Below are 25,848 nucleotides of genomic sequence, written 5' to 3' on the forward strand. Positions count from 1 at the left end.
AACGTTGATGCCCTCATCTATAGCGGCGTTATCAAAGCGCTTACAATTTGAATTGTCGGAAGGTCGCGACCTTAATAACCGATAACCACCCCACCGTTCAAAAGGAGGAATCATCATGTCTCAACATTCCAAAAGGTTATGGAAGCCGTTCTTGCTGCTGCTCGCCGCTCTGCTGCTCACCACGTCGTTCCCGTACACCGCCGGCCATCAAGCCGCCGCCGCGCCCACGTTCGCCAAAGGCGCCGATATTAGCTGGGTCGCCGGGATGGAAGCGCAAGGGTACAAATGGAAGGACAAGAACGGCACGACGCGAGATATTCTGCAAATTCTGAAGAACGATTACCAAATGAACTCGGTGCGCCTGCGAGTCTGGGTCAATCCGAATATGAGCGACTACTTCAACGGTTACATGAACGCCGACACGGCGGCGAAGCTCGCCAAGCGCGCCAAGGCGCTCGGCATGAGCGTCATGCTGACGCTGCACTACAGCGACTCGTGGGCCGATCCGGGCCAGCAGACGAAGCCGTACGCGTGGCAAGCTTACAACTTCACGCAGTTGATGGACGCGGTCTGGTCGCACACCGTCTACGTCATGAACACGATGAAGACCGCGGGCGTCACGCCGGACTGGGTGCAGGTCGGCAACGAGACGAACGACGGCATGCTGTGGAGCGACGGCCGTGCTTCGGTGAACATGAAGAACTACGCTTGGCTTGTCAACACGGGCAACAACGCGGTCAAGAGCATCTTCCCATCCACCAAAACGATCGTCCACCTGGCCAACGGCTACGATAACGCGCTGTTCGTCTGGAATATCGGCGGCCTGATCGCGAACGGCGCGACCTTCGACATCATCGGCATGTCCCTCTACCCGAGCGCGACGGATTGGAGCGCCAAGGTGACGCAGACGATCAGCAATGCGAATAATATGATCAGCCGATACGGCAAAAGCGTCATGATTTCCGAAATCGGCCTCGAATACAATCAGCCGGCCGCCGCAAAAAGCTTCATCGCCGACATCAAGACGAAAGTGCGCAACATCTCCGGCGGCAAAGGACTCGGCGTGTTCTATTGGGAACCGCAAGCGACGCCGGGCTACAACGGCGGCTACAACAAAGGCGCTTGGCAGGCCGATGGCAAGCCGACGATCGCGCTCGACGGATTCCTGAACTAATCTCTTCATTGTAAAACGTCCCTCGCGGCGCGCGTCATCGAGGTTAGCAACGAAAACCGATACTTTTTCAACGATTCGGCGAAAAAGCGGGCCGTAGCCGGGCGGATAATCTATAGAACAAACGCAAATAAGGCAGACCACGTGATTTCCTCGTGGTCTGCCTTATTCGTTTCGCTCAGCGGAATCGATTATGGCGGCGTCCAACTTCTACTCCTCCATCATGACGCCCGCCACGCCCGCGCTGATGAGTCCCGCGACCGCCTCGATGACGGCCCGCGGCTGATGGATATGGATCGCATGCCAGCTGTCTGGGACGACGATCTGCTTCGTCCGCTCCGTCAACCGCAGGAGCGCCCGCTGGCTCGCCAGCCATTCGGCAGTCTGCCGTCCGGCCGTCAGCACGATGACCGGCAAATGCGGCGGCAGTCGCGGCGCTCGTTCGAGTTGCGCTGCGCTATCCGCGGTCCCGATCAGCTCCGCGTAGGCCGTCTTGTACGCGCTGCTTCGGTAGCCGAGCGAGCGGACGGCCCGTCCGGCATCGCCGGGTAACCGCTTCGTGCCGATCCACTGCTTCATGTACCTCGGGATGCCGAGCGGCGCGAGCAGATACCCGAGCCGCAGCCGGCTTCGGTGCTTGGCGCGTTCCGCCCTACGCGCGTCGCTATCGGCATGCAGCGCAAACCTGCCCGCGTGCGCGGCGTCGACGAGCACGAGTCCCATCACGTCTTGCGGATAAGCGGCCGCGAACAGCTGCATGATCATCCCGCCGTAGGAATGCCCGACCAAGAGGTAAGGCGGCGCCAGATGAAGTCCGCGCAGCAGCTCCCTCAGCTCCTCTACGCTCCCAGCGCACGTAGGCACGCCGGATGCCGAGGAACTCCAACCGAAGCCCGCGCGGTCGTAAGCAAGCACGGTCGCGTACTTGGACAGCGCCGGCTGCACGAGCGTCCAGTCGAGCGAGCAGCCGCCCATGCCGGACTCCAAAATAACGGTCGGGCCGCCCGATCCGGTTACGATGGCGTGGAGCTGCCCGTCGCCGCACGGCACCAGCTCGCCCACCGGCCCGTACCGGGTTGCGTCATAGCGGGATAACGCCGCTTGCACCGCGCTGAGCGGCAGTCCCGCGATCGCGAGCGCTCCGCGAAGCGCGCGATCTTTGGCTTCGATTCCGTTCATTTCGCTCACCTCGCGCAAGTCTTCTTCTACGACTCATCATAAAGGCGAAGCTTCCCGCGAAAAAGAGAATTTAAGAGCAGCGATATTTCCTATTTTGAGAACGCCGCATGCACGCGGAACAACCCGCTGCTCGCATGCGGCGAGCGCGGGTTGCCGCGTCGATTCGATGAATGACGTTCTTGTTTCTTAATAGCGATTGAGGATGAGCTGCGTCTTAAGCGAATCGGCCGTGACGAGCCAGCCTTTACTCTGCAAATAGTTGATCAGCGCCGTACGCTCCGAAGTCGCCTCGGACGCGCTGTCCGTCTTGAACGAAATTTCCACGATATATTCGGTGCCCGTGCCGGCGGCATTGCGGATCGGCCAAATTTCCAAGTCGGTCTCGACGCCGCCGAACTCGCCTTCATGCTTGCTGACCGTGATCGGACCGTGCGCGCGGGAATCCTCCAGCGTATCCTCGCCCCAGCCGTCCTCGTTCCAGTCCGCCAGCTCGCCCGGCATCTTGTCGACCGCGATGCTCCGCGCCTTCGACTCCGACGGCAGCGTCGTGCCGCTGTATCCCGAAGCGCTCTTCGTCTCTTCGGTCGAAATGCTGAGCGTCTGCTTGCCGTAGTTCCAGTCGATCTCGGCTTCGAAATCGTCGTCGCCCGCGTCGAAGCCGTCTTGATTGGCCTGCGTCAGCGCGGCGTTAACGTCTCCGTTTACGATCGGGTACCGCTTCTTGTAGTTGATCTCGAACTCGCTCTTGCTGGCCTTCTTGCGGAAGCGCACGTCCCAGCCTTCGCCGTTCAGATCCAGCTCGTCCGTATCGAAGTACTCGACGCCGAGCGCAGCAGCCGAGCCGAGCGCGAACGCATTCTTGAGCGCCGCGGTCGGCTTATGGTCGGCGCCCAGCACGAGGCTCGGGTTCAGCAGCAGCTTTACCTCGTAACTTGGCGTCATGTTCGCGCCGGCCGCCTGCGCTGGCGTTGACGCCGGAAGCGCCGGGGCGAGCAGCGCCGCTCCCATCAGCATAATAGCCGCTCTTTTCGTCCATGTCCGTGCTTTCATTACTTCAGCTCCCTTGTCGATTGGTTTCTCGCTTACATGTTAAGGATATAAGCGGCTTGTCAATCGGGAATGAAGCGCGATCGGCCATTGCATTAAATTTGCAAAGAAAAACTATATGCGCTCCAATACTTCCTTTACAGGGGCCGCCGGCGACTCGGTCATAGCCGGCGTCAAGTAGCCGATAAAATGATGCAGCAGGTCCGACGCATGCCGATCCCGGTTATACGCGCAGCAGATGCTCCGCGAATATTGGAACTCGGGGATCTCTTTTGCGACCAGCAGCCCGCGTTCGACCTCGCTTTGGACGGCCACCTTCGAGATGAACGACGCGTGGCCGCCCTGCATGACCGCCTGCTTGATCGCCTCCAGCGAATCAAGCTCCAGATGGCTCTGCGGCTTGATGCCCCACATGGCAAGCCAGCGATCGGTCATCTGGCGCGTGCTCGAGTCTTTGCCGTGCAAGATTAGATTAGCGGTAGAAATAAGCGCGGGCGTAAGCATCGGGTAGGCCTCGAGCGGATGTCCGGGCGCGCAGATGAGCACCAGCTTGTCCTCGCAGATCGTCCGCAGCGCGAGCGGCGGCAGCTGGAGAGGCTCGGTCGAGATGACGCCGAGATCGATCTCGTGCTGCATCAGCATCTGCTGAATGATCGGCGACGGCTTAACCGCGACTTGGACGGTAACGCCGGGAAAATGAGCCGCGAACCTGCTCAGCGCGCGCGGAAGCATATAGGTAGCCGGCACGTAGCTGGCCCCGATCCGAAGCGTTCCCCGGGCAAGCGCGCCGAATTCGCCGACGACTCGCTCGGCCTCCGCGGCGAGCGCGTTGATTTTGGACGCGTAATGGAGCAGCGCCTTGCCCGCTTCGGTGAGGATGATTTTGTCCATGCGCGGTTCGAACAGCTTTACGCCCAGTTCCTGCTCCAGCGTCTTCATATGGTACGTGACGGTCGGCTGCTTCAGCCCGAGCAGATCCGCCACGGCCGTAATGCGGCGGTGTTTGTCCACCAGCTCCACGATTTGGAATTTCAGCAGGTTGATGTTCACGCTTCGCCTCCGTTTCTGAATCGCGTTGTGAGTTGCTTGAGCGCTACCAAGTCACGCACCGGTAATCGCTGTATCGATTCCCGTGACCGGTTCCGCACGAGTAAGCCATCCGACCGTGCAGCTCCACCAAGGTGAGCCGCAGGCCGTGCTTCGCGCCCGTATCGATGCCGATCATGCCCGCGCCAAGCCAGAGCTCACCCGGCGCCGCGCCTATGCGGCGAGTGGGCGTGTGGCCGAATACGACCGGCTCCTCCCCCGCATAGGGCGTCATCCAAAATTCCTCGCGGATGCCGATGAGATCGCGCGGCAGCTGCCGCTCTAGCGGCACGCCCGGACGAAGCCCCGCGTGGACGAACACGTAGCCGCCCTGCCGATGATAGAGCGGGAGCGCCTTCGCGAACTGCAGCATGGCCTTGCTCACGAGCTCCTCTCCGCCGTCATCGCGGGAACACCGCTCGAGCAGCGCGCATTCCATGTTGCCCGCGAGGGCCACGGCGCCTTCCGCCACCAATTCGCGTATATCCCGCAGCGCCGCGTAAGTCGCCGGGTCCGCGTCGATGTAATCGCCGAGCAGCACGAGCGCGTCTTGGCCCGGCCGATAGCCCGCCTGCTTTAGCAGCAGCCGAAGCCCTTCGACGTGACCGTGTATATCCGAAATCGCGAACAAACGAGAACCGCTCATATTACCCTTCCTCTTCGATTCGATAGATGAACGCGCTCTCCGCCTGCAGCAGCAGACGGCCGGTCGCGCCCGCGGCGAGCGGATCTTCATGGAGGAACGCCAGCTGCTGGCCTTCCGCCGTCCGGGCCAGCACCCGCCAATGGCCGCCTTCGAACACGCTGTGCACGATGCGGACGGGCAGCGCGGTTGCGCCATCGGAAACCTCCGCCATCGTCTCGGCCGCTGCAATTGCGCCTGCCTCCCGGCCATTCGAATTCGACCCTGCCTCCAGCGCAGCCGCCGTTTCCGTCCGCGCGGAGGTCACCGCTTCGACCCTTTCCTTCGCATAGACGGAATCCGATCTCCACTGCGCCGCATCCGGTCGCCACAGCACCGATACCTCTTCCCCGGGGACAATCTCCCTGCCAGAGGCCGTTACCCCATGGATCTCGACGCCGTCCACCAGCGCCGAGACATAGCCGTCCTGCCGCAGCGCCCGGCCGCGCAGCTGATTGCCCGCGCCGAGCAGCAGCGCCGCCGAGCGAGTCGCCGGCCGCCGGTAGCACGTCTGCGGCGTATCGATCTGGTCGATTCCGCCCGCGCGCATGATGATGATCCGGTCCGCCATGGAGAACGCTTCGTCGGGATCATGCGTCACATGGAATACCGTCGTGCCCAGGCGGCGGAACAGATAGGCCATCTCCGCGCGCATCTCGATGCGCAGCCGCATGTCCAGGTTGGACAGCGGCTCGTCCAGCAGCAGCAGGTCGGGCTTCGTCGCCAGCGCCCGGGCGATCGCCACCCGCTGCTGCTGGCCGCCGGAGAGCTGCGGCGGCAGGCGGTCCTCCAGCCCCTGCAGATGCAGCAGCCGGACGAGCTCCGCGATTTCCGCGCGAATGGCGGCTTCCGCTTTCTTTTGCCTCCGCAGGCCGTACGCGATGTTATCGAAGACGGTCATATGCGGCCATAGCGCGTAATCCTGGAACACCATGTTCATGCCCCGCTTCTCCGGCGGGACGCTTCGCGAGGCGTTCGCGATGACCGCCCCGCGCATGCGGAGCTCGCCTTCGTCCGGCTGCGCAAGCCCCGCGATGAGCTGAAGCAGCGTCGATTTGCCGCAGCCCGACGGGCCGAGCACGCTGATGATTTCCCCTGCGTATACTTCAAAACCGACGCCCTGCAGCGCGGCCTGTTTGCCGTACCGCTTGCCAAGCCCGACTGCTTCCAATATGGGCTTCCTCATGCCGCCGTCTTCCTTTCCGATCTGCGCGCCGGCCTCACGATGAGCTCCAGCGCGAGTATGATGATGATAACAAGCCCTGCCCCGGTCAGCGTCGCCGCCGCGGCATAGCCGAACTTCAAATCCTCGAACGCTTTGTTAATGACGACCGGCAGCGTCATGTAATTCGGCGGATAGAGGATCGAGGAGATCGCCAGGTCGAAGACGCTCGAACCGAACGCGGTCAGCGCGGCCGACAGCAGCGCCCCCTTCGTCAGCGGCGCGAGAATCGTCCGCAGCCGCAGCGCGAAGCCCGCTCCCTGCATCTGCGCCGCCGCCAGCAGCTGTCCCGGCACTTGGGCCATCGCCCCGGTAATCATCCGCGTGACGACCGGGATCGCGCCCGCGACGCCTGCCAGCGCGAGAATCCACGGCGTGCCGTACAGCAGCAAGCCGATATGCTCGAGCCACGACTGGTTCCAGATGAATATATAGCCGATGCCGAGCACGATGCCCGGCACCGCCAGCGAGACGAGCGAGATGGCGTCGATCGTCCGGCGGAACTTGAATTGCGAATAGGTCAGCACGTAAGCGACGAGAAAACCGATCAGCAGCGCGAAGACGGCGGCCGCCGCGGCAATCTCGAGCGAATGCAGCAATCCGGTCAGCAGCGTGCCGTTCTCGTTGAACAGCGCTTTGTAATGCGCCAGCGTCATGCCGCCCGCGTCCGCGCTGCCCGTGAACGACATGAGCGCGTTTGCGCCGAGCGGGATGCCAAGCGCCGCTGCCAGAAACAGCGCGTTGCCGGTCGCCAGCAGCCAGCCGCCTCGTCTTGGACGCCGCGGTTCGTTCTTGACCGCCCGCGACGATAGAAAATCGAACCGCGCCTTGCGCAGCGCCAGCATCTGCACGAGCATCGCCAAGACGATGAGCAGCACGAGGTAGAACGACAGCGCCCCTGCCATATCGAACCGGATCGGCGACGTGTAGAGCGCGCTGTAGATCGAGTACGGCAGCGTCGGAAACCGAAACACGGTCGCGATCGAAGCCGGAAGTCCGAAATCGCCGACCGTATCCACGAACACGAGCATCGCGCCCGATGCGATGGCCGGCAGCAGCAGCGGCGCTTCGATCGTCCGCCACGCCGTCCACGGCGAGGCGCCGGACATGCGCGCGGCGTCTCCGAGGCGGCTCGCCTTCCACGCGAGCGCCCCGTGAACCGCCAAATACGCGAGCGGGAATTTGCTCAGCGTCATGACCGCGATGAGGCCAGCCGGCTGAAACACGAGACCATGAAGCCAGTTCCAACCGAGCCAAGAAGCCGCGAGTCCGTCCGCCGAGGCGAACATGACCCAGCCTTGCGCGAGAATAAACGAAGGCGTCACGAGCAGCAGCCAGACGGCGATGTCCAGCAGCCGCGCGCCCGCGAACGCCCAGCGCGCGCGGATCGCGGCCAGAGCGCCGCCGAGCAGCGTTGCCAGCACGGTCGTGCCGACGCCGAGCATTAGAGAATTCTTCAAGGAGGCGAACCAGAGCGGCCGCTTGAAAATATCGAGCAGAAGCGACAAGTCGCCGAACGCGAAGCGGCCGAAGAAGACGCCCGGCAGCAGCACCTGGACGACGACGGCGGCAAGCGGAAGGAGGATGAGAACGACGAGAAGGGCCAGCATAAGCCAGCCCAACCGGTCGCCTTGTTTGAACAGGGCGCGCATCGATTATTTCACCGCTTGATCCGCGAACCATTGTTTGATTTCGCCTTCGTGCTCGCCCGCCCATGCCGCTTCGGCAACGACCAGCTTGGCTTCGGCCGCGCGGTCCGCCTTCGCCTTCACGCCTTGCGCCGACGGCTCGAAATAACTCTCTTCGCCCTGGTCGATGAGCGCCTGCTGCGTCTTCGGATCAAGCAGGAACTCGACGAACGCTTGGGCCGCGTCGGCATGCTTCGTCTCCTTCTGGATCGCGGCGACGCGGACCGATGCCGGCGCGCCTTCCGCCGGCCAGATGACGTCGACCGGCTCGCCCTTCGCCTTCAGCGTATAGGCGTTGCTCTCTTGCAGCGCGGCCGCCTTGATCTCGCCGCCGGTAAGCGCCTTCGCGACGTTCGGGTTCTTCGGATAGACGCGCAGGCCGTTCTTCATGAGGCTGTCGAAATACCCTTGCGCCGCTTCCGTGCCCTGCGACTGGAAGAACCACGCGACGAACGGGTAAGCCGGCGCGGCGACGGCCGGATCGGCCATGCCGACCGCGTCCTTGAATTTCGCGTCCGCGAGTTCCTGCCACGTCTTCGGCGCGCTGGCCGCGTCGTAAGCCTTCGTGTTGTACACGATGACCGAAGCCGCATGCGCGCCGGTAGGATAGTAGGCGCCGGACGCCGGAATCAACCCTTTGGCGAAGTCTGTCAGGCCATCCTGATTGGACGGGGTCCAGTTCTCCAGCAGCTGGCCGTTCTTGCCGAGCTGATCGATCATCGGCATCGAGTCCATCCAGAGCACGTCCCAATGCGGATTGCCCTTCTCCGCCTCGATCCGGGAAGCGAGCTCCGCGCCGTTGCCGGTCACCAATTCCAGCTTGTAGCCGGTCGCCTCCTCGAACATGGGCTTGATGATCTCGTCGAAATCGTTCAAGTAGACGACGAGCGGCTCGTCCGATTTCGTCGCGTTCGACGCCGCGTTAGTCGCGCCAGCCTCGGCCGCGCCCGCGTTGCCGCCGGCCCCCGTCGTGCTCTCCGCCGCTTCTGCCGCGGCGTTGCCGCCCGCCGTGTTGTTGCCCGCGGCGTCGTTGCTCGCGGCATTGTTCGTGCTGCCGCAAGCCGACAGCGCCATGGTCAACAGGATCGCGGTCGCCAAGGTCATGCTTTTGTTTCGATAGTGGTTCAACATCGTATACCCTCCCGATTGATCTTCCTTATCCCTCTACACGTTAAGCGTACAGGCGTTGTGTAACGCGATGATCAACGAAAAGCGAAGAGATTATTAAAAGAAGTTGATGGATATTGAGGAGCGCATAGAATTTTTCTATGGCGATAGAGCGGCTTGGGCGGCTATTCTTCAGAACCTGCACCCGGTCATCCAACCGTAAGCGCACAACAAAGCAGCCGATCGATAAGATCGGCTGCTCTTGCATGTTTTTATTGGAATTCCAGGTGTAATCCAATTGCGTCGTCCGCTACTTCCCGGCTCCGGGCGCCTCGATTTCAAGTACCGCGAACAGGAGCACCGCGGCTTCCGCGCGCGAAGCTTTAGGCAGCGGGCTCGGCGCGCCTGGACCTGTCGGCGTGCCGACCGGGGCTCCGCCCGCCTCCGCAAGCGCCGACGCCGCGCCCCGATTGCCCGGCTCCGTCTTCTTGATGAGACGCGCGATGAACAATGACATTTCCTCGCGGGATAACGCGTCGTTCGGACGGAATGACGTGCCGGATGCGAGCAGTCCGGCCTTGAGCGCCGTCGCCACGGCCGGCGCGTACCACGCGTCGGCCGGAACGTCTTTGAACGGCAGCTGGCCGACCGGCGAATACGGCTGCCCCGTCTTTCGCGCATACACTTCGGCCATGGCGCCGACCATCTCCGCCCGGGTAATCGCACGGTCCGGTTCGAACGTGCCGTCTTCCGTTCCGCGCAGCATGACGTGCCGGCTCAGCAGCACTTCTACCAGCTGACGGCTCCAATGTTTCTCCAGATCCTTCGGCTTCAGGTCGAAGAGCATCACCGCATAGGCGCCCCACTCGACGATCGAAGCTTTGAACTTGCCGGTTGCCGGATCGATCGCGCCGCCGACGTAATGCCACTTCAGCGGGTTCTTCGGATCCTGGCGATACATGCCAAGCTTGCGCAGTTCGAGCGGCGTAAGCCCGCTCTTGTCGAAGGCAAGCGACAGCTGAACCGGCTTCGAGAGGACGGCCGAACTGGTCAGCGTATACAGCGCCGAACGCAGCTTGTATGGCGCAGGGATCGCATGAGACGGCTTCGTTTGCCGATTCGCGCGAATTTCGGATCCTTCGCTAAGGCTTCCCTTCGCCACCCGGAGACTTAAGCTCCGCTCCAGCGCCTCGTATACTTCTTGCCCTTTCACGATCTTGATGATGGCTTCTTCCGACGGCTGGACCGGAGGTACGATCGCCTGAAGCGCGATGCCTGCCGATTCGTTGCCGCGAATATCGACGCTTGTCACGCGAATGTCGTACGTACCGGCCGACAAGCCGGCGAAGATCTGCTTGCCGACGCCAGCCGCGACGCGGACCGGCGATTCGAACTCGGCATTCCCCGGCTTCCTCAGCCGGACGAGGATGTGGCGCAAATCCGGATCGCCCGGATCGGTCCAGCCGAGCTCGATCGCGGCCGGCTTCGCCAAAGCGGCGGCCGATGCGACCTCCGCTGGCGGCGTCGTCTCGACCGGCAACCGCTCCCGGCCAAGCGGTGATCCTTCCAACGTAATGCCTGCCGACTCGACTCCGTCGCGGCTCAATGTCGCGAGACGGATTTCGTAACCGCCTTCCCGCAAGCCGTCGATCGCCGCGAACCCATCGGTTGCTTTGACGGTCAGCGTCCCCTCAAGGTCGCTCGCGTCTTTGCGCTTCCAGTGGATGGCCAGCTGCGTGCCCGGCCCCGCAGCTTCTGTCGTCGTCCACTGAATGCCGACGCCCTCGATGCCGGGAACGACGCTCGCCTCTAGCACGGCTTCGGCCACCGGAGGCGCCGTATCCGCAATGGCGACCGTCTGCTCGTATGCGTTTTGCAGCGATACGCCTGCATAACTGTGAACATCCGCGTCAATGACAAGCCGGTACGTGCTGCCCGTCGCAAGCGGCGATTGCGCGATTACGCGATACCCCGTGGCCAGCAGTCGGCCGCCGGCATCGTATTCCCCATCCAGCGGTTCAATCTGGATCGGCACCTCCGTTTCCTCGCTTTCGCCCGTCTGCAGCAGCAGGCGGACCGTCTCCGCCGTCAGCGTATCAGGCTGCATATATTTGCTGAATTCCACGATAAGCGCTTTGTTGCCGGCGGATTGAATGACGCCGCCGACCGCCGGCGCTTCCAGCGAGACGAGCGGAATGTTGACGTCGAAATGCGGCGGAAGCACGGTCAGCTTCTCGCTGTAGCCGGTGATATAGCCGTCCTTCTCGTAGCGCACCATCCAGTTGCCTTCCGGCACGTCCCAGCCGTAACGCCCTTCCCCGTCCGTGACCAGCGGGTTGATCTGCAAATAACGGGCCGCGTTCCAGACCGACCATTCGCCGTCCTTGCCTTCTTGCATAATGGTGGCGGTGACCCCTTCTAGCCGGTTGGATTTGACCGCTTCGAACACATAACCGCTCGGGTCGTAAATCCAGTCCGGATCGGCCAGATCGAGATCGGTGTCCGGATCGTTGCCCGGCGTATCCGAGCCGTCATCGTCCCGATCGTCCGGCGGCGGATCCGACGGATCTTGCGGCTCATCCTCGCACTCCGCGTTGTCCGAGGCAAACTCGGCTTTCAGTTCATTGAAGCTGTCGTTCCAATCGCTGGCCATCTTCATGCCGACCGCAAGCGATGTCGCGAACACCGCCGCGCCGCCAAGGAAGCCGATGCCGCTTGCGGCCAGCCCCATCGCGCCGAGCTGCATGGAATATTTCACGACCAGATTGCTGAATAACCGCTCCGACAACGCCTGCAGCTGGTTGCTATAGTATTGGCCGTAATGCGGCGGCATGCAGCCCGAATCCATCACTTGATCCATCATCGCGTTCAGCTCGTTCATCTTGCTCTGGAATTCGTAGCCGCTGTAGATGGCGGATGCGAGGCCGAGCGCCGTGCCCGCTCCGGGCGTCTTAATCTCGAACTTCGTATCGGCTCCGATGCGGATGATGGCATGAACGTCCGCTTCCAGCGGCGCGACGACGCCGAGACTTTGCATCATCTTCCGGGCTTCGGTCACCGGCACTATCGCGCTGAAACCGCCGGTTTTCGTGGAAGCATCGTAGCTGTATTTCAGATCCCATACCGGCGGACTGCCCGCAGGCAGCGACGGCGGCTGGTAATCCGGCACGGGCTCGTAGTAATAGCGCGACTCGATCCGGTCCTCGGGATCGTCCGCCGCCGCCACTTCGACGGTGGCGACATAGACGCGGGAAGACTCGCCGGCCGCGGCGGCCAATTTCTTGGACCGGGCGGCTTCAATCTCCGTGACGCGGACGCTCGCGTTCTGGAGCGCTTCCGGCAACTGGGCTTTCACTTCCTCCTCCGTCGGACTGCCTGCCTCGTAGGGCAGCGGCACGACATCGTACGCGACCGAGATTCCGCCCAGCTTCCATTGGTACGTCAACTTCACCGTTTCGTGAAGACCGGTCAGCGGATTGAGCGTGAGCGGGAACTCGTCGCCCGCGACTTTCAGCACCGCGTTCTCGACCCGGCTCGGCGTGCTGAATTTGACGCTGAAGTAGATCGGGCGGTTCGGACTGAGCGTGAACGGGAAGCGCGCCACGCCCCCGGACACATCCGCCTTGTAGCTGCGAATGCCGGGCTGGTCGAGCGTCAGCTCGAGCGGAACCGGGCGATTAGGATCATAGACGGTGAATACGGGCTCCGACCTCCATTCCTGGCCGTCGCGCAGCGCCTGTACGGTTAACTTGTGTTTCGCGCCTTGGGCTGCGCCGGACAGCGTGATCGTCTGCTGCCACGTGCCGCCCGGCGACGTCTCCGCATGGCCGACCGGAAGGCCGCCATCCTCGATGATGACCGTGCTGCCGACCGGCGCATGGCCGCTGACAAGCAACGTCCGTTTGGTCACATAGGTCGGCGCATCCAGATCGACCGTAACCAGGCTCGCTTGCGCAAGACCGATATTTTCTTCTTTGGCCGCCGCGCCATCTTGGACGAAACGGATGTTCAGCTCGGGCTGAACGAACTCCCCCGCCGCTTCCGTCGTGCGAAGCTCATAATAGATCGTGCCGTTGTCGCCTTCCTTCATCGGCGCCGGCAGCTCGACGGTAGCCTGCGCCGTATCGGCGCCGGCAACGGTCGCGGGCTTGCCGTTCACGACGACGCTGCCCGCGATGAGCGAGGTACCCCCCGGAATCGGCAGCAGCAGCTTCGCTTCCGTCAGCGGCTTCGTCTGATTGTCGTACCGGTAAGTTCCCCGCAGGCGGATCACGCCGCCTTGCGTCGACTCGATGCCGATGACTTCCAGCGTATTGCCGGCGCGATTCTGGAAGACGCCGTTCGTCTGCGGCTCCAGCAAGCCCAGATCGAACACCTGGCCCTCCGCGGCCGTGAACGTTCGGGTAATGCCGACCGCGCGGTCTCCTAGCATCGCCTTCACCTCGAACGTATACGTGCTCGGATTCGGCAGGCTCAACCGGAACGCGCCTTCCTTACGGTAGATACCGCGCACCGTCTTCTTCCCGTCGGCGGCTAGCTCATAGAGATACACGCTCACGGCCGTCATACCGGCCGGCAGAATGCCTTTGACGGCGGCGCGTTCGACCAGCTCGAAGGCGAGCTTCGGCTTGTCGGTCTCGCCGATCGTGACCGTCCTGCACACGGTCGCGAACCTGCCGCGCATATCTTGAATGCAGATGTCGACCTTCTCGCCCGAGTACGAGTTGAATCGGACGATCGGCTCGTTCAGCACGTTCGTCTTCAATAAGGCGTTGGTTGCCGCGTTCGCGACCCGTACCTGGTAAGCGCTGCCGGTCGCAGGGCCGATCGTCAGCAGCTGCGCCTGTTCCCCGATGTATCGCGTCGCGAGCGAAGTGATCTCCACCTGCCGCGGAACGCCGCGCACGACCAGATTGACCGTTGTCGTTTGCCCGGCCTTCACCTCGACCTCCTCGATCCGGCCGAGCGTAATCTGCGAACCATCGGCCGCTCGAATCGAGAAGTTCGATATGCCTTCCGGCGCTTCGATCGAATAGGCGCCGTTCGCGGCGATCGGCGCGCTCGTCACCGAATTCGGCTGCGAGAGCGTAATCGTGCCGCCCGTAATGACGTTGCCGCGCTCATCCTTAATACTGCCTTGCACGATGCCGTTCCTCACCTCTGCCGTCTTGGTCACGACGGTCACCGTCTCGAGCATGATGGATTCCGGCTCGGCGGACAGATAAGGGCGCGGCATGTCGTAGGACAACGCGACGTTCTCCCCGGCGAAGCCGCTGTCGATGGAGGCATTGCCCAAGGCATCCGTCACGCCGCTGCCGATCAGCTCTCCTTCCGCATCCTTCATGGCGATCTCGACTCCGGCGAGCCCGGATCCGTCCGGCTTCAAAATCCGAATGCCTAGGTGCGCCGGCAGCCGAACCTCCAGCTTCCGTTCCGCGGCATGGCCTTGGACGACCTCGATCGGGTCGCCAGCGGCCAATACCGTGCCGTCCGCCGCGACCAGCTTCAAGCTATAATCAGGCGCTGCCGCCAGCGGCAGCAAGAGCGTCTCTTGCCCTTGCGAGTAGGCCAGCTGCGCGCCGCTCTTCCGCTGCGCGCTCCACGCCACCAGACGCGAGCCTTCGAGCGCCTTCGGATCGGCACCTTCCGGCAGAAGCGCGATATCCGCCGCGATCGCGCCGGACACGGCCGCCGGCATCCGGTCCGCCGCTTTGGTCGTGGAGATTCCATTCCGATCCGTTATTTCTCCGACGATGGAGATGAGCTGCGCCATTCCTTCCGCCAGCTTCAGCTTGCCGCTGTAGGTGCCGGGTTTGACCGACGATTCGGTCAGCGTCACGACGCGCTCCAAGGCTTCCGTCTCTTCGCCGGCCGCGGTCCTGTACGTCATCGCGACGGAGGAACTTCCGCCCGCCGCGCCGACCGTCGTCAGCGTCAGCTCGGAGCCGAACTTGAGCTGATCCTTGATCCGCCCCGCCGCGGTCCAGCTTACGCTCTCGATCGGCCGATCTTCCGACGTATCGCCGCTGCACGTGATCGGACAGACGACGTACGCCATCGACCTGAAGCCGCCGTATTCGTTGCGCTCGGCCGGATAATCCCCGAGATACAGCAGACGCTGACCGTTCGCGCTCATCGCCGTCACGTAATCTTCCGTCGCCGGGTTGCCGAGCAGCAGCGCGTCGCCGCTCCCGAGATGCTCCCAGCTCGCTTGGCCGCCATCACCGTATGCCAGCCATTGTCCGTCCGCGCTTATGATCGGGGACGCGTTGTTTTCCCCATAGAGCAACGACGCTTCGCCCGTCGTCCGGTCATAGAGATAATGCTCCAACCCGACGCTATAGGCCGCGAAACGGCCGTCTCTGCTGATCGAGACGGAGTCGGCTTGCTCCGCGATCGTCGTCGCCGCGCCGCTAGCCAACGAATAGAGAACCGTTTGCTCGCGAGCAGGTTCCACGCCGGACTCCATGAGCAGCCAGGCCGCATATTGCCCGTTGCCGGACAAGACGACTTTCTGCACGTCGTAGCCATAGCCGGTAGGCGGCGGGGCGATACGGGTTATCGTCCCGGTTGCCGTCCGATACACGAACGCGTCGGTTAACCGGTTATCGTCATCCGCGGTCAGATTGCTTGCCGCGGAGACGAAGACGATCGTGCTCCCGTCGTCGCTGATCGACGGCGAAAGGCTGTCGCCGTCGCCGCTCGTAATCCGGACCGGCGGCCCTTCCTGCTCGCGATCCTTCAAATAAAGGTCCAGATGCTCGCCGTTGTACCGGTTGTAGACCAAATAGCGTCCCGTTCCGCTGAGCGCCGCCTCGCTGCCGCCGTTAAAATCCGGCTCCGGCTCGGCGACCTCCACTTTGTTCGTGTTCAAGTCCTTCACGTACAGCAGCGTGCGGTCCCCGTCCCCGACGCCCGGTATCAGGTTGGTGGCCGACGAATAGAACGCGACCGCGCTGCCGTCGGCGCTAATCGCGCTGCCGCTGACATAGCTGTTGGCCACCTCGCCGCTCTCCGACGTACCGACGAGCATGAGCCGTTCCGGCTGCGTCCCGGCCGTCAGCTCGACGACCGCCGAACGGTTGCCGGCCGGATCTTCGCTGAACAAGCCGTACCGGACGCGGCTCTGCGGGACAAGCCCGGAATCCTGATATTGCTCCTCGTTCGTGACGCCTACTTCCTCGCCTTCGCGCAAAATATGGAAGGCCAGGCTGCCCGGCGCTTCCGCCGATTGCCACGAGAGCGTAATCGCATCCGTCCCTTCCGTCGTCCACTCGGCCTTCCGAGGGGCGGCCGGCGCCGTCCGGTCGAGCGTCAGCTGAACCGGCGCCGATTCCGGACTGGTCGTCGCGCCCGATTTGGCAATGGCCGTGAATTGATACGGTCCATCCGTCTCCAACGCCGCATCGATCGCGAACGCGCCTTCGCCGTCCGCGCCGACCGTGCCGACGGCCGACTTGATCCGCTTCGGATCGATGCGGTACACGGTGACCGCCGCGCCCGCTTCGGCCGAACCGGCAAGCCGGACTTGCGCCTCGTTCGTGTACGCCCGAAGCGGCTGCAGGACCGGAGCGGGGGCGGCGAGCGCTTCGGCCAGCCGGACCTCCTCCTGAGGCGCTTCCTGTTGGGGCGCTTCGCCTGACGGCGATTGCTCGCCGGCTCCTGCTGGACTCGTCTCCGCGTCGCCCGCGCCGGCGGATGGGATGACGCCGATCGCCTCTTCCAACGCCGCTTCCAGCGCGGCAATGTCGGCAGACGGATCTGCCCAGGATGGGGCCGGATATACAGATGCCATAAGTGCTGCTGCGATGATTGCCGCGATCGGCCGCCTCCATTTTCGATTGAATTTCCCTACCATCGAACGTCTTCCTTCCTCGCTTGAATTCTTGGCTTTCCGACTGACTGATCGTGATGACGGCTTAACCGTTATCGCCTGAATCATCGTATCAGATCTGGAAGCCATCCCCATCTAACGAAGGTTATATAGAACGGTTATATCTTTTCGCTCCCGCCGGGCATGGTACAAAAGGGCTGCGCCCTTCAGGATCCCAGTTCTCCCTCCCCCTTCCCCTCCGTTCAATGCTGTCAGGTTAAGAGGGCTCCGCCCTTTGACCCGACTTTTATTGCTCCCTCCTCCCACCTCCTCCGCCGAGGAGGCTCCAAAGGACTTCGCCCAAGCGTATGCTTCCGAAGTGCGTTTTCCTTTGAAAACGCTCAGGACTCCCTATTTCGTGCTCGCATGTTTGTTCGCGGTCGGCGGATTGGCTTGCGTTGGGCACGCTTTTGTCCTGACGGACAAAGCTTCAGGGGGAGGTAAGTCCTTCTTAGAATGTTGAAGCCTGTTAACCGTTGGCCGCCGGTGGCTTCACCAGCCGTTTTTCCTTAACCTGACAGCATTGCCCTCCGCTGAGGAGAACCAGAAGGTTAAGCCTATGCTGACCTTCGCTTTCGTCCGCTCCACGCTTTACGTTTTTATCCACAACATGACTATTTTTCTAAGTGACTAAAAAACCGCGCTTCCGTGCCGAACGGTGAACAGAGCCCGTCGGATCGGAAGCGCGGTTGAGCGCGGATTGCATATAAAAGGTAGTTCGAACTTTTAGGGAATCAACTGCTGCAGCTTGGCCTGATGGATCGCCTGGACCCGGCCTTTCGCCTTCAGCTTGCCGTAAATCCGGTTCAGGTGCAGCTTGACGGTCCCTTCGCTAAGAACGAGCCGTTGCGCGATTTCTTTGTTGGACAGGCCTTCCGCGATAAGCCGGAGCACCTCCAGCTCTCTTGCGGTCAGCGCGTCGGGATTCGCCGCGCGCGGTGCGGCCGGCGCCTCGCGCAAGGCCTCGGCCTGCTGCGGCGCCGCAAGCGTCGCGGCAGGCTGCCCGTTGAGCGCGGACAGCAGCTGCTTAGCGTAGCCGAGCGACACGGCCCCGCCGGCAGCCGCGGCTGGATCTTGAGCGGAGGCTCGCGGCTCGGTCAGCTCCGGCATATAACCTTTCTGGCGGAAGGTTATATATTGATTCAGCAGCGCCGCGATATCCAAACCGTCCAAGAGCGTGCTCTTATACCCTTCCTGCTCGCCGATCGCCAGCGCTTCATGCAGATGCCGCATGCTCTCGTACGCCTGCTCCAACCTGCCGTGGATGGCGGCGAGCAGCAGATGCAGCTCCAGCTCGGTCATGAGGCGCCGGCCGCGCGTCGAAGCGGCGAGCAGCCGCTCGGCGTAGGTCTTCGCGGCCTCGAGCTTGCCTTGCACGATGTTGACCCGAATATAGGTCAGCCACTCGTACTCCTGCGTGCCCATAATATCGGCGGACGCTTCGGTGCTCAGTTTGCAGTCCGCAAGCCAGACGTCCCCCGCGGCCGGGTCGCCCGCGGACAGCTTCAGCCGGACGAGCGCGGCGTTCAGCAGACCGTACCACATCGAATCGCGAAGATCGTGCCGGCGCAGCTCCGCAAGCTCGGCCTCGACCAATTCGAACGCTTGCTCATGCCCGCCGCGCGCGCTCACGATCCGGGCTTTCGTGATAACAGAAGGGATGATCGCGCCCGCAATGCGGAACATCCGGCCCGTCGCCAGCGCCGAATCGATGAACCGCGACGCTTCTTCCAGCTCCCCGAGCTCGTAGCAGACCTCTCCGATCGCCGTCCGTTGGTGCGCGCAGAAGGGATACCGGTGCAGCTCGTGCTTGTCGATAAAAGCGTCGTACAGCTTGTGATACTTCCATGCGTGCTTGAGCCGCCCGTGAAAGCCGTAGTAGCCTCTCGTAAAAGGAATCGTCCCGTCGTTCAACTCCAGGCCGTTGTTCAGCACGAGCCCGTCGCCATTGGCCAGCTTCTCGCGGTGGTACAGCTGTTCGAGCAGCGCATAAGCCTGCTCGTAATGGCCGGATAACACGGCATGGAAGTTCGCGGCAATGCTCAGTTCCTCCACCAGGTTATGGAAGAGCGCTTCATCCGCCGCCGCAAGCATCCCCAACATCTGATTCAGCTTGCCGAAGTGCTCCGGAATCCGGTCGTATTTACCCATGAACAATTCCGTCCACACCCGGACGACCAGCATGGCGGGCAGCTCGCGGAGCGGTCCCGGCAGCCGCTCCAGCCAACCGTACACGGTGGACATCTCGCGCTTGCCCAGCATCTCCGGGGCGGCCAGTTGGATCAACTGCACGGCCTGTTCGAAATCGCCGCCGGAGAGGCTATGCCGCACCGCTTCCTCGCGATAGCCCCGGCTCAAGTACCAAGCGCTCGCCCTTCCGTGCAGCTCCGCCTCCGAAGCGTCCGCGCCGCCCCGCCGCAAATGATCGCGCAGGAAGTCCGCGAACATATGATGATAACGGAACCAGTACCGGTTCCCGTCCAGCGGAATCAAGAACATGCCGCCCTGCTCCAGCTGATTCAATATTTGCGGAGCCGCCTCCATGGCCGTGATCGCGGCGCACAGGTCGCCGTTCATCCGCTCCAGGATCGACGTCCGGATCAGAAACCGACGAATCGGCTCCGGCTGGCGCTGGAACACTTCTTCCATTAAATAATCCGTCACGAAGCGATGGTTGCCCGAGAAGTGATGCAGTTTGTCCAGCTGGCCGCTGGCTTGCGAGAGCGCGGCCAATTGGAGACCGGCCGCCCAGCCTTCCGTCCGGTCCGACAGCAGGGACAGCGAAGCGCTCTCAAGCTCCGCGCCGGTCTGCCGCAGCCAGAACGCGGCGATCTCGGGCGCCGTGAATTTCAAGTCCGGCAAGCCGACCGTATTCAACTGCCCTTTGACCCGCAGCGTCGAGACGGGGAATGGCAGCTCCTTGCGGCTGATGAGGCAAAGATGGACGTGGCTCGGCTGGCGCTCCAGAAAATAGACGAGCGAACGGTGAACCTCTTCCGAGTCGACCAGATGATAATCGTCCAGAATGAGCACGAGCGGTCCTTCGATCTCGACCAGGTCGTTAATGAGCCAGGCGATCAGCTTATCGATCGGAAAGGCGACCGAGGATTGCAGCAGGGAGCGCGCTTTCTTGCCGGCGCCGGCATGAAGACGGTCGAAGGCGGCGATCATGTAGCTCCAGAAGCGGAGCAGGTCGTTCTCCCCCGCGTCCAGCGAGATCCAGGCCGCGCGAACGGTGTCGCGGTGGATCCAGCTGCTGACCAGCGTCGTCTTGCCCGAGCCGGGCGGCGCGATAACCGACGTGAGCTTGCACCGGAGCGCGCGCGACATGTTGGCCATCAACCGCTCCCTGGCCACCAGGCCGGCCGGATCTTGCGGGATGTACAGCTTGGTGAATAGTACGGGGTGACCGGCTGCCGGAGGCTCCGGTCCGCCAGCGGCGGGAAATGGGTTCATGAACATCGTCCTTTGGCTCGAATATGGCGACGGAACGGCGATCCTCCGTCTCGCCTTGCATGTTTTTACCATTTCGGCGCGAGCGAACCGATTTCCTGCTCCGCTTCCCTTCCGACAATATAACGTTGAAGGTAAAACGGCTGCGCCGTCTTTGCGGCGATGCAATTATAACGTTTGTATTTCAAGTAAAGCTCGCCCGCTCCTTCACAATAAAATAACGGGACATCCCTCTGCCGCCAGCTATAATAATCCTTGCAGTCCAAATCGTTCCAATCGAAGGAGGAATCTGTAATGAACAAACTGCTCCGACTGATCGCCTCGATCGCCATGGCTCTGACGCTCGTCTTCGGCAGCGCGGCGTCGCCGCTGCTTCAGGGGAACCAGGTCGCCGAGGCGGCCGCGCTCGGTCCAACCGACTTCGCGGGCATCATCAACTACTTGAAGACGCACGGCAACAAGCTGCCGGCCAACTTCTTGACCAAAAGCCAAGCGACCGCGCGCGGCTGGGTGTCGAGCAAGTGCAATCTGGCGACCGTGGCGCCGGGCTACAGCATCGGCGGCGACGTATTCGGCAACCGCGAAGGCTTGCTGCCGGCCAAGTCCGGCCGCGTCTACTACGAAGCGGATGCTTACTACGTCTCGGGCTGCCGCGGCTCGAAGCGCGTCGTCTGGTCGAACGATGGCTTGTATTACTCGACGAGCGACCACTACGCCACGTTCACCAAGTGGTAAAAGACGAACGGGACTTGCGCCGGCGGCACAAGTCCCGTTTACTTAAGACAACATCCTTGAGGAGTGAACCCGATCATGACCGCATCCGAAATCATCCTGGACGGCCGTACGCTGACGACCGTCGGCGACTTCCACGACCTGTTCCAGAACCGCCTGCATTTCCCCGGCCATTACGGCCGCAATCTCGACGCGCTGTATGACTGCCTGCACGACTACGCCGCACCGCCGCTGACGATCCGCTGGCTGCACTATGACGAGAGCGTTCGTCTGCTTGGCGACCGCGCGCACGGCCTCGCGCAGACGCTGCGCGACGCGGCCGGCGAGATTAGCGGGCTGGAGCTTGTGATCGAGAGCGTCTAACCGTCCGCCGGCCCGCCGCGCCTCCCCTGCCGATACGCCGACGGCGCGATGCCGTGAAATTGTCCGAAGGCGCGCGAGAAGGCGTACAGATCGGCATAGCCGAGCGACAAGGCGATTTCCGTCACCGTCAGTTTCCCGATCCGCAGCAGCTCCTCCGCTTTCTCCATCCGCAGCTGGATCAAATACCGTTTCGGACTCATGCCATAACGGCGTTGAAAGGCAAGATAGAAGTGCGATCGATGCACGCCCGCCTGCCGCGCCGCGTCCGCGACCGTGATCGGCTCCATGTAATGACTCTTCATGTATGCCGCGCTGCGCTCAAGCCATCCCGGTTCGACCGAACCGCTCGAGTCCGGCGCATCGGACGGCGCAAGCAGCGCGAACAGCCGGTACAGCGACATCTGCAGCTCGACCGGCCGGTTCCCTTCTGTCATCCAGCCGAACTGGCGCGTGAGCAACTCGGTCAGTTCCCCGTTCGCCTTGCCGCGCAAGTATGGCTCTTCCGCGGTGATGCCGACGCGCGCGAGCAGCTCTTCCGCCTGCGGACCGTCGAAGGCGAGCCAATGGAGGCGAAGCGGCGAATCCGCCGCGAACTCGACCGCCCGATAGTTATGCAGGCGATCCGGGAAGAGGCAGAACAGATCTCCCCGCCGAAGCGTCGCGCGCGCTTCCCCCGCTTGAAACTCCACGTTACCGTCCAGCACGACGTGCAGCGAATAACATTCGATCATGCGCGGTCCGACCGCATAGCCGGCCTTGGCGATATTATGGCCCGAACGGATCGGCCACAAGCCGCCCAGTTTCTCGAACGCGGAAGGCGCGTAATAGCAAAAGGCCGCGAGCTCGTGTCCGTATTCTTTCATCCGATCCATCCCGCCTCTCTCGCGCGCAAGCAGTCCGGCGCGCCGATCGTATCCGGTACTGTTGATCGCTTGTCATTAACAAAATGTTCGGACGCTCACGGTCGCCACTCTTCACTATTCTGTCGACCATCGCTATATTGCAAGCATATTCCTTGGCGTCCTCTTCTGAGAATAGCGGAATGTTGTTGTCAAAATGTTGGGTCAGCCTCCGGAGGATTCACGCGAAACAAGCCATATGCCCCGATTCTCGGTCTGCATACGGTTTGTTTCGCGGCGTGCCCGCAACGGTGAATAGCGATTAGAAGCGACTGCCATCGTCCGCATAGCTAACCGAGCCCTCAAAGCGGAGGACGTCTTGCGTCCCGACCGCTTCGCGGATCGTGCCCGCATAGTCGAAGTCGTATAGCAGGATAACCGCATTGACGTCCGCGAACGACCGGCCTTGAAAGCGGTCTCGGAACCGCGGCAGCAGAACGTCCGCGTAGGAGAAGCCGTCCAGCAGCTCGTCCAAATTCCGGCATCCTTCCTCGCGAAATTCCGCTTCCCGGAAATCGTCGTCGTAGTCTTCGATCGCAAAATACGCCGCGAACGGCGACGGCAGGCTGTCTCCGTCCTCCGTATAGGCGATATGCAGCAGCTCTTCCAGTTGCGCCTGCGATTGAACGCGTCCCGTCCAAAGCGACGCGTATCCGCGCTTCTCCATGTCATCTCTCCCTTTGCGCAACAGGCTTGAATACCTCTATACTATGGTAAAATGGAGATATTGCCCAGCTCTTCATAATCGTTTCTCGAAAAGGAGGTCATACGATGAGCCCAGCCAAACTTCTCAAGTGGCTGACCGGCGCGGCGGAGCTGTTCTTGGCCATTCCGATCCTCGGCGGCGCGATCGTCATCGCCAACGGATACATCCCCCTGACGATCATGTTCATCGCCCATGCGGTCACGCTTCTGTTATCGATCAAGGAGCGCTCGTCCAAATACGGCTCCGTCCTCGGCCTGCTGACCAGCCTGCTCGCCTGGATTCCGTTCCTCGGTTGGTTCATGCATGCTGCGACGGGAGTTCTGCTCGTCGCGAGCGCGATTCGCAGCGACCGTCCGCACTCCCCGCAGCGTTAACGCCGCGCGCCATGCAACGCCGAACAACCTCCGACCCCGCCTGTCGCGGAATCGGAGGTTGTTTTATTGCCGGGCGCGAACATCTTAAAAGTTCGAAACCGTCTGATTCAGCTCTTCCGACGATACGGCCATCTTGGATACCGCTTCGTTGATTTCGTTCAGCAGCGTCGTCAGCGTCTGAATATTAGCTTCCGTGTTCTGGCTCATGTCCTTGTTCTCCGTGCTGCTCTGCAAAATATGCTCGAACACGTTCGACGTATTGCCGATTTCGTCATTGCCGGCATCCACGACGCGGTTAATCCCGTTCACTTGGGCAATGACGTCGGAAATTTGCGCGATCGTCGTCTGCACGAGCGTCGTAATGTTCGAGGAGGAGCTTCTCGTCTGCTCGGCGAGCTTGCGCACCTCGTCGGCCACGACGGCGAAGCCTTTGCCGTGCTCGCCGGCTCGCGCCGCCTCGATCGCGGCATTGAGCGCCAACAGGTTCGTCTGACTCGCGATTTCGGTAATAACGTTCACGATCTCGCCGATTTGCTTCGAATTCGTCTCCAGGCTGCCGATTGTCGCCGTGATCCGCTGCACGTTGTCCTTCAGCTCCGCCATATTGGAGACGACTTTGCCCAATTGATCCTTGCCGCTCTCCGAATGATGCTCCATCGCGACGGAGGTGCGAAGGCTGCTATTGGCCGTATCCGCAATATAGACCGACTGCTGCACGACCTGCTCCAGCGAAGCGCCCGTCTGCTCGGTCAGCGCGGCCAGGCTTTCCACGAAGCCGCCGACGAAATCCTTCAGCTCCTTGCGGGCTTCCTCCTCCTTGCCGGCCAGCTTCCGCTGCTCCGTCTGCTGCATGGAGGCGATGACGAGCTGCATTTCGAGATTGAAGATTTTCGACACGGCGATGAACACCCGGAAGCCTTCGCGCTCGTCGAGCTTCAGTTCGTTCTGAACATGCTGCAAAATACGCGTCATGAGCAGCTTATAGACGGACATGAACCAGTGGATCTGCACGCCGATCTGGACGTACATTTGGCCAACGGTGACCCGGCGCTGGAAGAACGCGGCATCGATCTGGCCGTCGAAAAGCGTGAGGATGTATTGCTGGCTCATCTCGGTCGTAATCCCGATCAGCGACGTATCCGTAATCGCCCGCACGCCCTTGTGCTGGTGGCTCATGGTCTCCTTATAAATAGACGCGATGTGTTTCGCCACGATCGAACGAAGCCCGCGAAGCAGCGCCAAGTCTTCCTTCGCCAGGCCGATCAGCTCCAGTTGGACCGCTTGATCCGAATGCGGCTCGACTTCAAGCTTGACCGCCGGCGTTTCTTGTTCGATGAGGTGGCTGATCGCCGAGGCCGCGCGCGTTTTGTCTTTGGTGAAAAGCATCAAGTGTTGCCCCTTTCGTATCCATCTTCTCTATATATCGTAAGATAGGTACGAATCGTGAAGCGGAAGCGCCGAAAAAAGTCGGGGCCTCGATCAGGCCGCAAACGCCGAGGCAGCCCGGCGAGCTCATCCTCGCCGGGCGTTTTCGGGCCAATCGCCGGCGCCGCTACGTTCTGCGGGCATTTCTTTCGGCCCAATGAAACAGGTCGGTCACCCATTTGGCCGCTAAGCCGCCTACGTAGTAGAACGGCAGCAGCTGCCAGTATTCGAAGTCGTACAGCCAGAACAAGCCGGCCGCGCCCAACAGCGGCTTCACCCCGAACGTGAATGCAAGCGAAAGGAGCAGCAGATAGAAATAATAATTTTTCCTCCGGTTAATGGTCCACTGGTACACTAGCATATACACCACCGGAATCAAGGCGGCCTCCTGGCTAAAGCTCATCGACGGGAACGGCGTTATCCGGTAAGGGTACGCCCACCATTTATGCGCCGTGGCGTACAAATCGGAGTAGAACGCGATTATATGGATCGCGAATCCATAGAAGCCAAGCCGAAACGCCTTCGTACGGTCGAGCTTCAGCGCAAGCACGATCAACGGCAGGACGAGCATGGCAAGCACGACCCAGAACTGCCACGTGCCCATACCTGAATACGTTTCCCAATATTGAGCTTCTTTGTTCACATTGGCCGATAACGCGTCCATTAGGTCCTTCAATATTTGTTCCTGCTTATCACCCAAGCCGCAACCCTCGCCTTGCTCTCGTTGTAGTCGAAATTATTCTCTCCCGTCAATCCATTTTTACTCATCCCATTCGGAGCGTTTGCCGTGTTCGATCGGTTGCATGCAACGAACAATAGGGCTTCGCCCGTCGGGATCATT

The 25,848-nt window shown here is 61.9% G+C and carries 17 protein-coding genes; 4 read left to right on the top strand and 13 right to left on the bottom strand.

Features of this window, described 5'->3' with window-relative positions; all coding sequences use genetic code 11:
- The first annotated feature begins 115 nt into the window (after positions 1-115).
- A complete protein-coding gene (locus BCM02_RS08235) occupies positions 116-1,174 on the top strand; it encodes a glycoside hydrolase family 53 protein (protein WP_148928564.1) in 1,059 nt (352 codons plus the stop codon).
- A gap of 207 nt (positions 1,175-1,381) precedes the next feature.
- On the opposite strand, the gene BCM02_RS08240 is transcribed toward BCM02_RS08235, so the two are convergent.
- The 9 genes from BCM02_RS08240 to BCM02_RS08280 form a co-directional block, all read right to left on the bottom strand.
- On the bottom strand, positions 1,382-2,350 hold the full coding sequence (locus BCM02_RS08240; protein ID WP_148928565.1) for an alpha/beta fold hydrolase: 969 nt from the start codon (positions 2,348-2,350) through the stop codon (positions 1,382-1,384).
- 186 nt (positions 2,351-2,536) lie between these two features.
- Positions 2,537-3,400 (bottom strand): hypothetical protein, encoded by an 864-nt coding sequence (locus BCM02_RS08245; protein WP_148928566.1) that lies wholly within the window; start codon positions 3,398-3,400, stop codon positions 2,537-2,539.
- A gap of 111 nt (positions 3,401-3,511) precedes the next feature.
- Complete coding sequence (locus BCM02_RS08250; RefSeq protein WP_148928567.1) at positions 3,512-4,447, bottom strand: LysR family transcriptional regulator; 936 nt, start codon at positions 4,445-4,447, stop codon at positions 3,512-3,514.
- Between the two features lie 43 nt (positions 4,448-4,490).
- Positions 4,491-5,129: a metallophosphoesterase gene (locus tag BCM02_RS08255; RefSeq protein ID WP_187434070.1), complete on the bottom strand. Its 639-nt coding sequence runs from the start codon at positions 5,127-5,129 to the stop codon at positions 4,491-4,493.
- A gap of 1 nt (position 5,130) precedes the next feature.
- A complete protein-coding gene (locus BCM02_RS08260) occupies positions 5,131-6,351 on the bottom strand; it encodes an ABC transporter ATP-binding protein (RefSeq protein WP_148928569.1) in 1,221 nt (406 codons plus the stop codon).
- On the bottom strand, positions 6,348-8,039 hold the full coding sequence (locus BCM02_RS08265) for an ABC transporter permease (protein WP_148928570.1): 1,692 nt from the start codon (positions 8,037-8,039) through the stop codon (positions 6,348-6,350). Before BCM02_RS08265 ends, BCM02_RS08260 begins: the two co-directional genes overlap by 4 nt.
- A gap of 3 nt (positions 8,040-8,042) precedes the next feature.
- On the bottom strand, positions 8,043-9,206 hold the full coding sequence (locus BCM02_RS08270; protein ID WP_148928571.1) for an extracellular solute-binding protein: 1,164 nt from the start codon (positions 9,204-9,206) through the stop codon (positions 8,043-8,045).
- 286 nt (positions 9,207-9,492) lie between these two features.
- Entirely contained in the window at positions 9,493-17,040 is a 7,548-nt protein-coding gene (locus tag BCM02_RS08275; RefSeq protein WP_187434071.1) for an S-layer homology domain-containing protein, read from the bottom strand.
- A 741-nt stretch (positions 17,041-17,781) separates the two neighbouring features.
- Positions 17,782-20,511: a winged helix-turn-helix domain-containing protein gene (locus BCM02_RS08280; RefSeq protein WP_187434072.1), complete on the bottom strand. Its 2,730-nt coding sequence runs from the start codon at positions 20,509-20,511 to the stop codon at positions 17,782-17,784.
- Between the two features lie 291 nt (positions 20,512-20,802).
- On the opposite strand from BCM02_RS08280, the gene BCM02_RS08285 reads away from it, so the two are divergent.
- Together BCM02_RS08285 and BCM02_RS08290 are read left to right on the top strand one after the other, a co-directional pair.
- Positions 20,803-21,243 (top strand): ribonuclease domain-containing protein, encoded by a 441-nt coding sequence (locus BCM02_RS08285; protein ID WP_148928574.1) that lies wholly within the window; start codon positions 20,803-20,805, stop codon positions 21,241-21,243.
- Between the two features lie 75 nt (positions 21,244-21,318).
- The gene (locus BCM02_RS08290; protein ID WP_148928575.1) at positions 21,319-21,603 is read left to right on the top strand and encodes a barstar family protein; all 285 of its coding nucleotides are present in this window, start codon (positions 21,319-21,321) and stop codon (positions 21,601-21,603) included.
- Here the strand turns inward: BCM02_RS08290 and BCM02_RS08295 are convergent.
- Together BCM02_RS08295 and BCM02_RS08300 are read right to left on the bottom strand one after the other, a co-directional pair.
- Entirely contained in the window at positions 21,600-22,466 is an 867-nt protein-coding gene (locus tag BCM02_RS08295) for an AraC family transcriptional regulator (protein ID WP_187434073.1), read from the bottom strand. The genes BCM02_RS08290 and BCM02_RS08295 overlap by 4 nt on opposite strands.
- Before the next feature lie 298 nt (positions 22,467-22,764).
- Positions 22,765-23,169, bottom strand: a complete 405-nt coding sequence (locus BCM02_RS08300; RefSeq protein WP_148928577.1) for an immunity 22 family protein — start codon at positions 23,167-23,169, stop codon at positions 22,765-22,767.
- 104 nt (positions 23,170-23,273) lie between these two features.
- Here BCM02_RS08300 and BCM02_RS08305 point away from each other — a divergent pair, with 104 nt between their 5' ends.
- Positions 23,274-23,582 carry a hypothetical protein gene (locus BCM02_RS08305; RefSeq protein WP_148928578.1) on the top strand — a complete coding sequence of 103 codons (309 nt, stop codon included), beginning with the start codon at positions 23,274-23,276 and terminating at the stop codon, positions 23,580-23,582.
- An 84-nt stretch (positions 23,583-23,666) separates the two neighbouring features.
- Here the strand turns inward: BCM02_RS08305 and BCM02_RS36280 are convergent, their stop codons facing one another.
- Together BCM02_RS36280 and BCM02_RS08315 are read right to left on the bottom strand one after the other, a co-directional pair.
- Positions 23,667-24,968: a globin-coupled sensor protein gene (locus tag BCM02_RS36280; protein WP_187434074.1), complete on the bottom strand. Its 1,302-nt coding sequence runs from the start codon at positions 24,966-24,968 to the stop codon at positions 23,667-23,669.
- A 166-nt stretch (positions 24,969-25,134) separates the two neighbouring features.
- Positions 25,135-25,683 (bottom strand): CBO0543 family protein, encoded by a 549-nt coding sequence (locus BCM02_RS08315; protein WP_246183263.1) that lies wholly within the window; start codon positions 25,681-25,683, stop codon positions 25,135-25,137.
- Positions 25,684-25,848 lie beyond the last annotated feature (165 nt).

The sequence above is a fragment of the Paenibacillus methanolicus genome (assembly GCF_008124765.1).
In the GTDB taxonomy this organism is placed as follows: domain Bacteria; phylum Bacillota; class Bacilli; order Paenibacillales; family Paenibacillaceae; genus Paenibacillus_Z; species Paenibacillus_Z methanolicus.

What these genes read in the sequence shown, in the direction of transcription:
- BCM02_RS08235 (WP_148928564.1), top strand. Translation starts at nt 116, where the DNA reads ATGTCTCAACATTCCAAAAGGTTATGGAAGCCGTTCTTGCTGCTGCTC.
- BCM02_RS08240 (WP_148928565.1), bottom strand. Translation starts at nt 2,350, where the DNA reads ATGAACGGAATCGAAGCCAAAGATCGCGCGCTTCGCGGAGCGCTCGCG.
- BCM02_RS08245 (WP_148928566.1), bottom strand. Translation starts at nt 3,400, where the DNA reads ATGAAAGCACGGACATGGACGAAAAGAGCGGCTATTATGCTGATGGGA.
- BCM02_RS08255 (WP_187434070.1), bottom strand. Translation starts at nt 5,129, where the DNA reads ATGAGCGGTTCTCGTTTGTTCGCGATTTCGGATATACACGGTCACGTC.
- BCM02_RS08260 (WP_148928569.1), bottom strand. Translation starts at nt 6,351, where the DNA reads ATGAGGAAGCCCATATTGGAAGCAGTCGGGCTTGGCAAGCGGTACGGC.
- BCM02_RS08265 (WP_148928570.1), bottom strand. Translation starts at nt 8,039, where the DNA reads ATGCGCGCCCTGTTCAAACAAGGCGACCGGTTGGGCTGGCTTATGCTG.
- BCM02_RS08270 (WP_148928571.1), bottom strand. Translation starts at nt 9,206, where the DNA reads ATGTTGAACCACTATCGAAACAAAAGCATGACCTTGGCGACCGCGATC.
- BCM02_RS08275 (WP_187434071.1), bottom strand. Translation starts at nt 17,040, where the DNA reads ATGGTAGGGAAATTCAATCGAAAATGGAGGCGGCCGATCGCGGCAATC.
- BCM02_RS08280 (WP_187434072.1), bottom strand. Translation starts at nt 20,511, where the DNA reads ATGAACCCATTTCCCGCCGCTGGCGGACCGGAGCCTCCGGCAGCCGGT.
- BCM02_RS08285 (WP_148928574.1), top strand. Translation starts at nt 20,803, where the DNA reads ATGAACAAACTGCTCCGACTGATCGCCTCGATCGCCATGGCTCTGACG.
- BCM02_RS08290 (WP_148928575.1), top strand. Translation starts at nt 21,319, where the DNA reads ATGACCGCATCCGAAATCATCCTGGACGGCCGTACGCTGACGACCGTC.
- BCM02_RS08295 (WP_187434073.1), bottom strand. Translation starts at nt 22,466, where the DNA reads ATGAAAGAATACGGACACGAGCTCGCGGCCTTTTGCTATTACGCGCCT.
- BCM02_RS08300 (WP_148928577.1), bottom strand. Translation starts at nt 23,169, where the DNA reads ATGGAGAAGCGCGGATACGCGTCGCTTTGGACGGGACGCGTTCAATCG.
- BCM02_RS08305 (WP_148928578.1), top strand. Translation starts at nt 23,274, where the DNA reads ATGAGCCCAGCCAAACTTCTCAAGTGGCTGACCGGCGCGGCGGAGCTG.
- BCM02_RS36280 (WP_187434074.1), bottom strand. Translation starts at nt 24,968, where the DNA reads ATGCTTTTCACCAAAGACAAAACGCGCGCGGCCTCGGCGATCAGCCAC.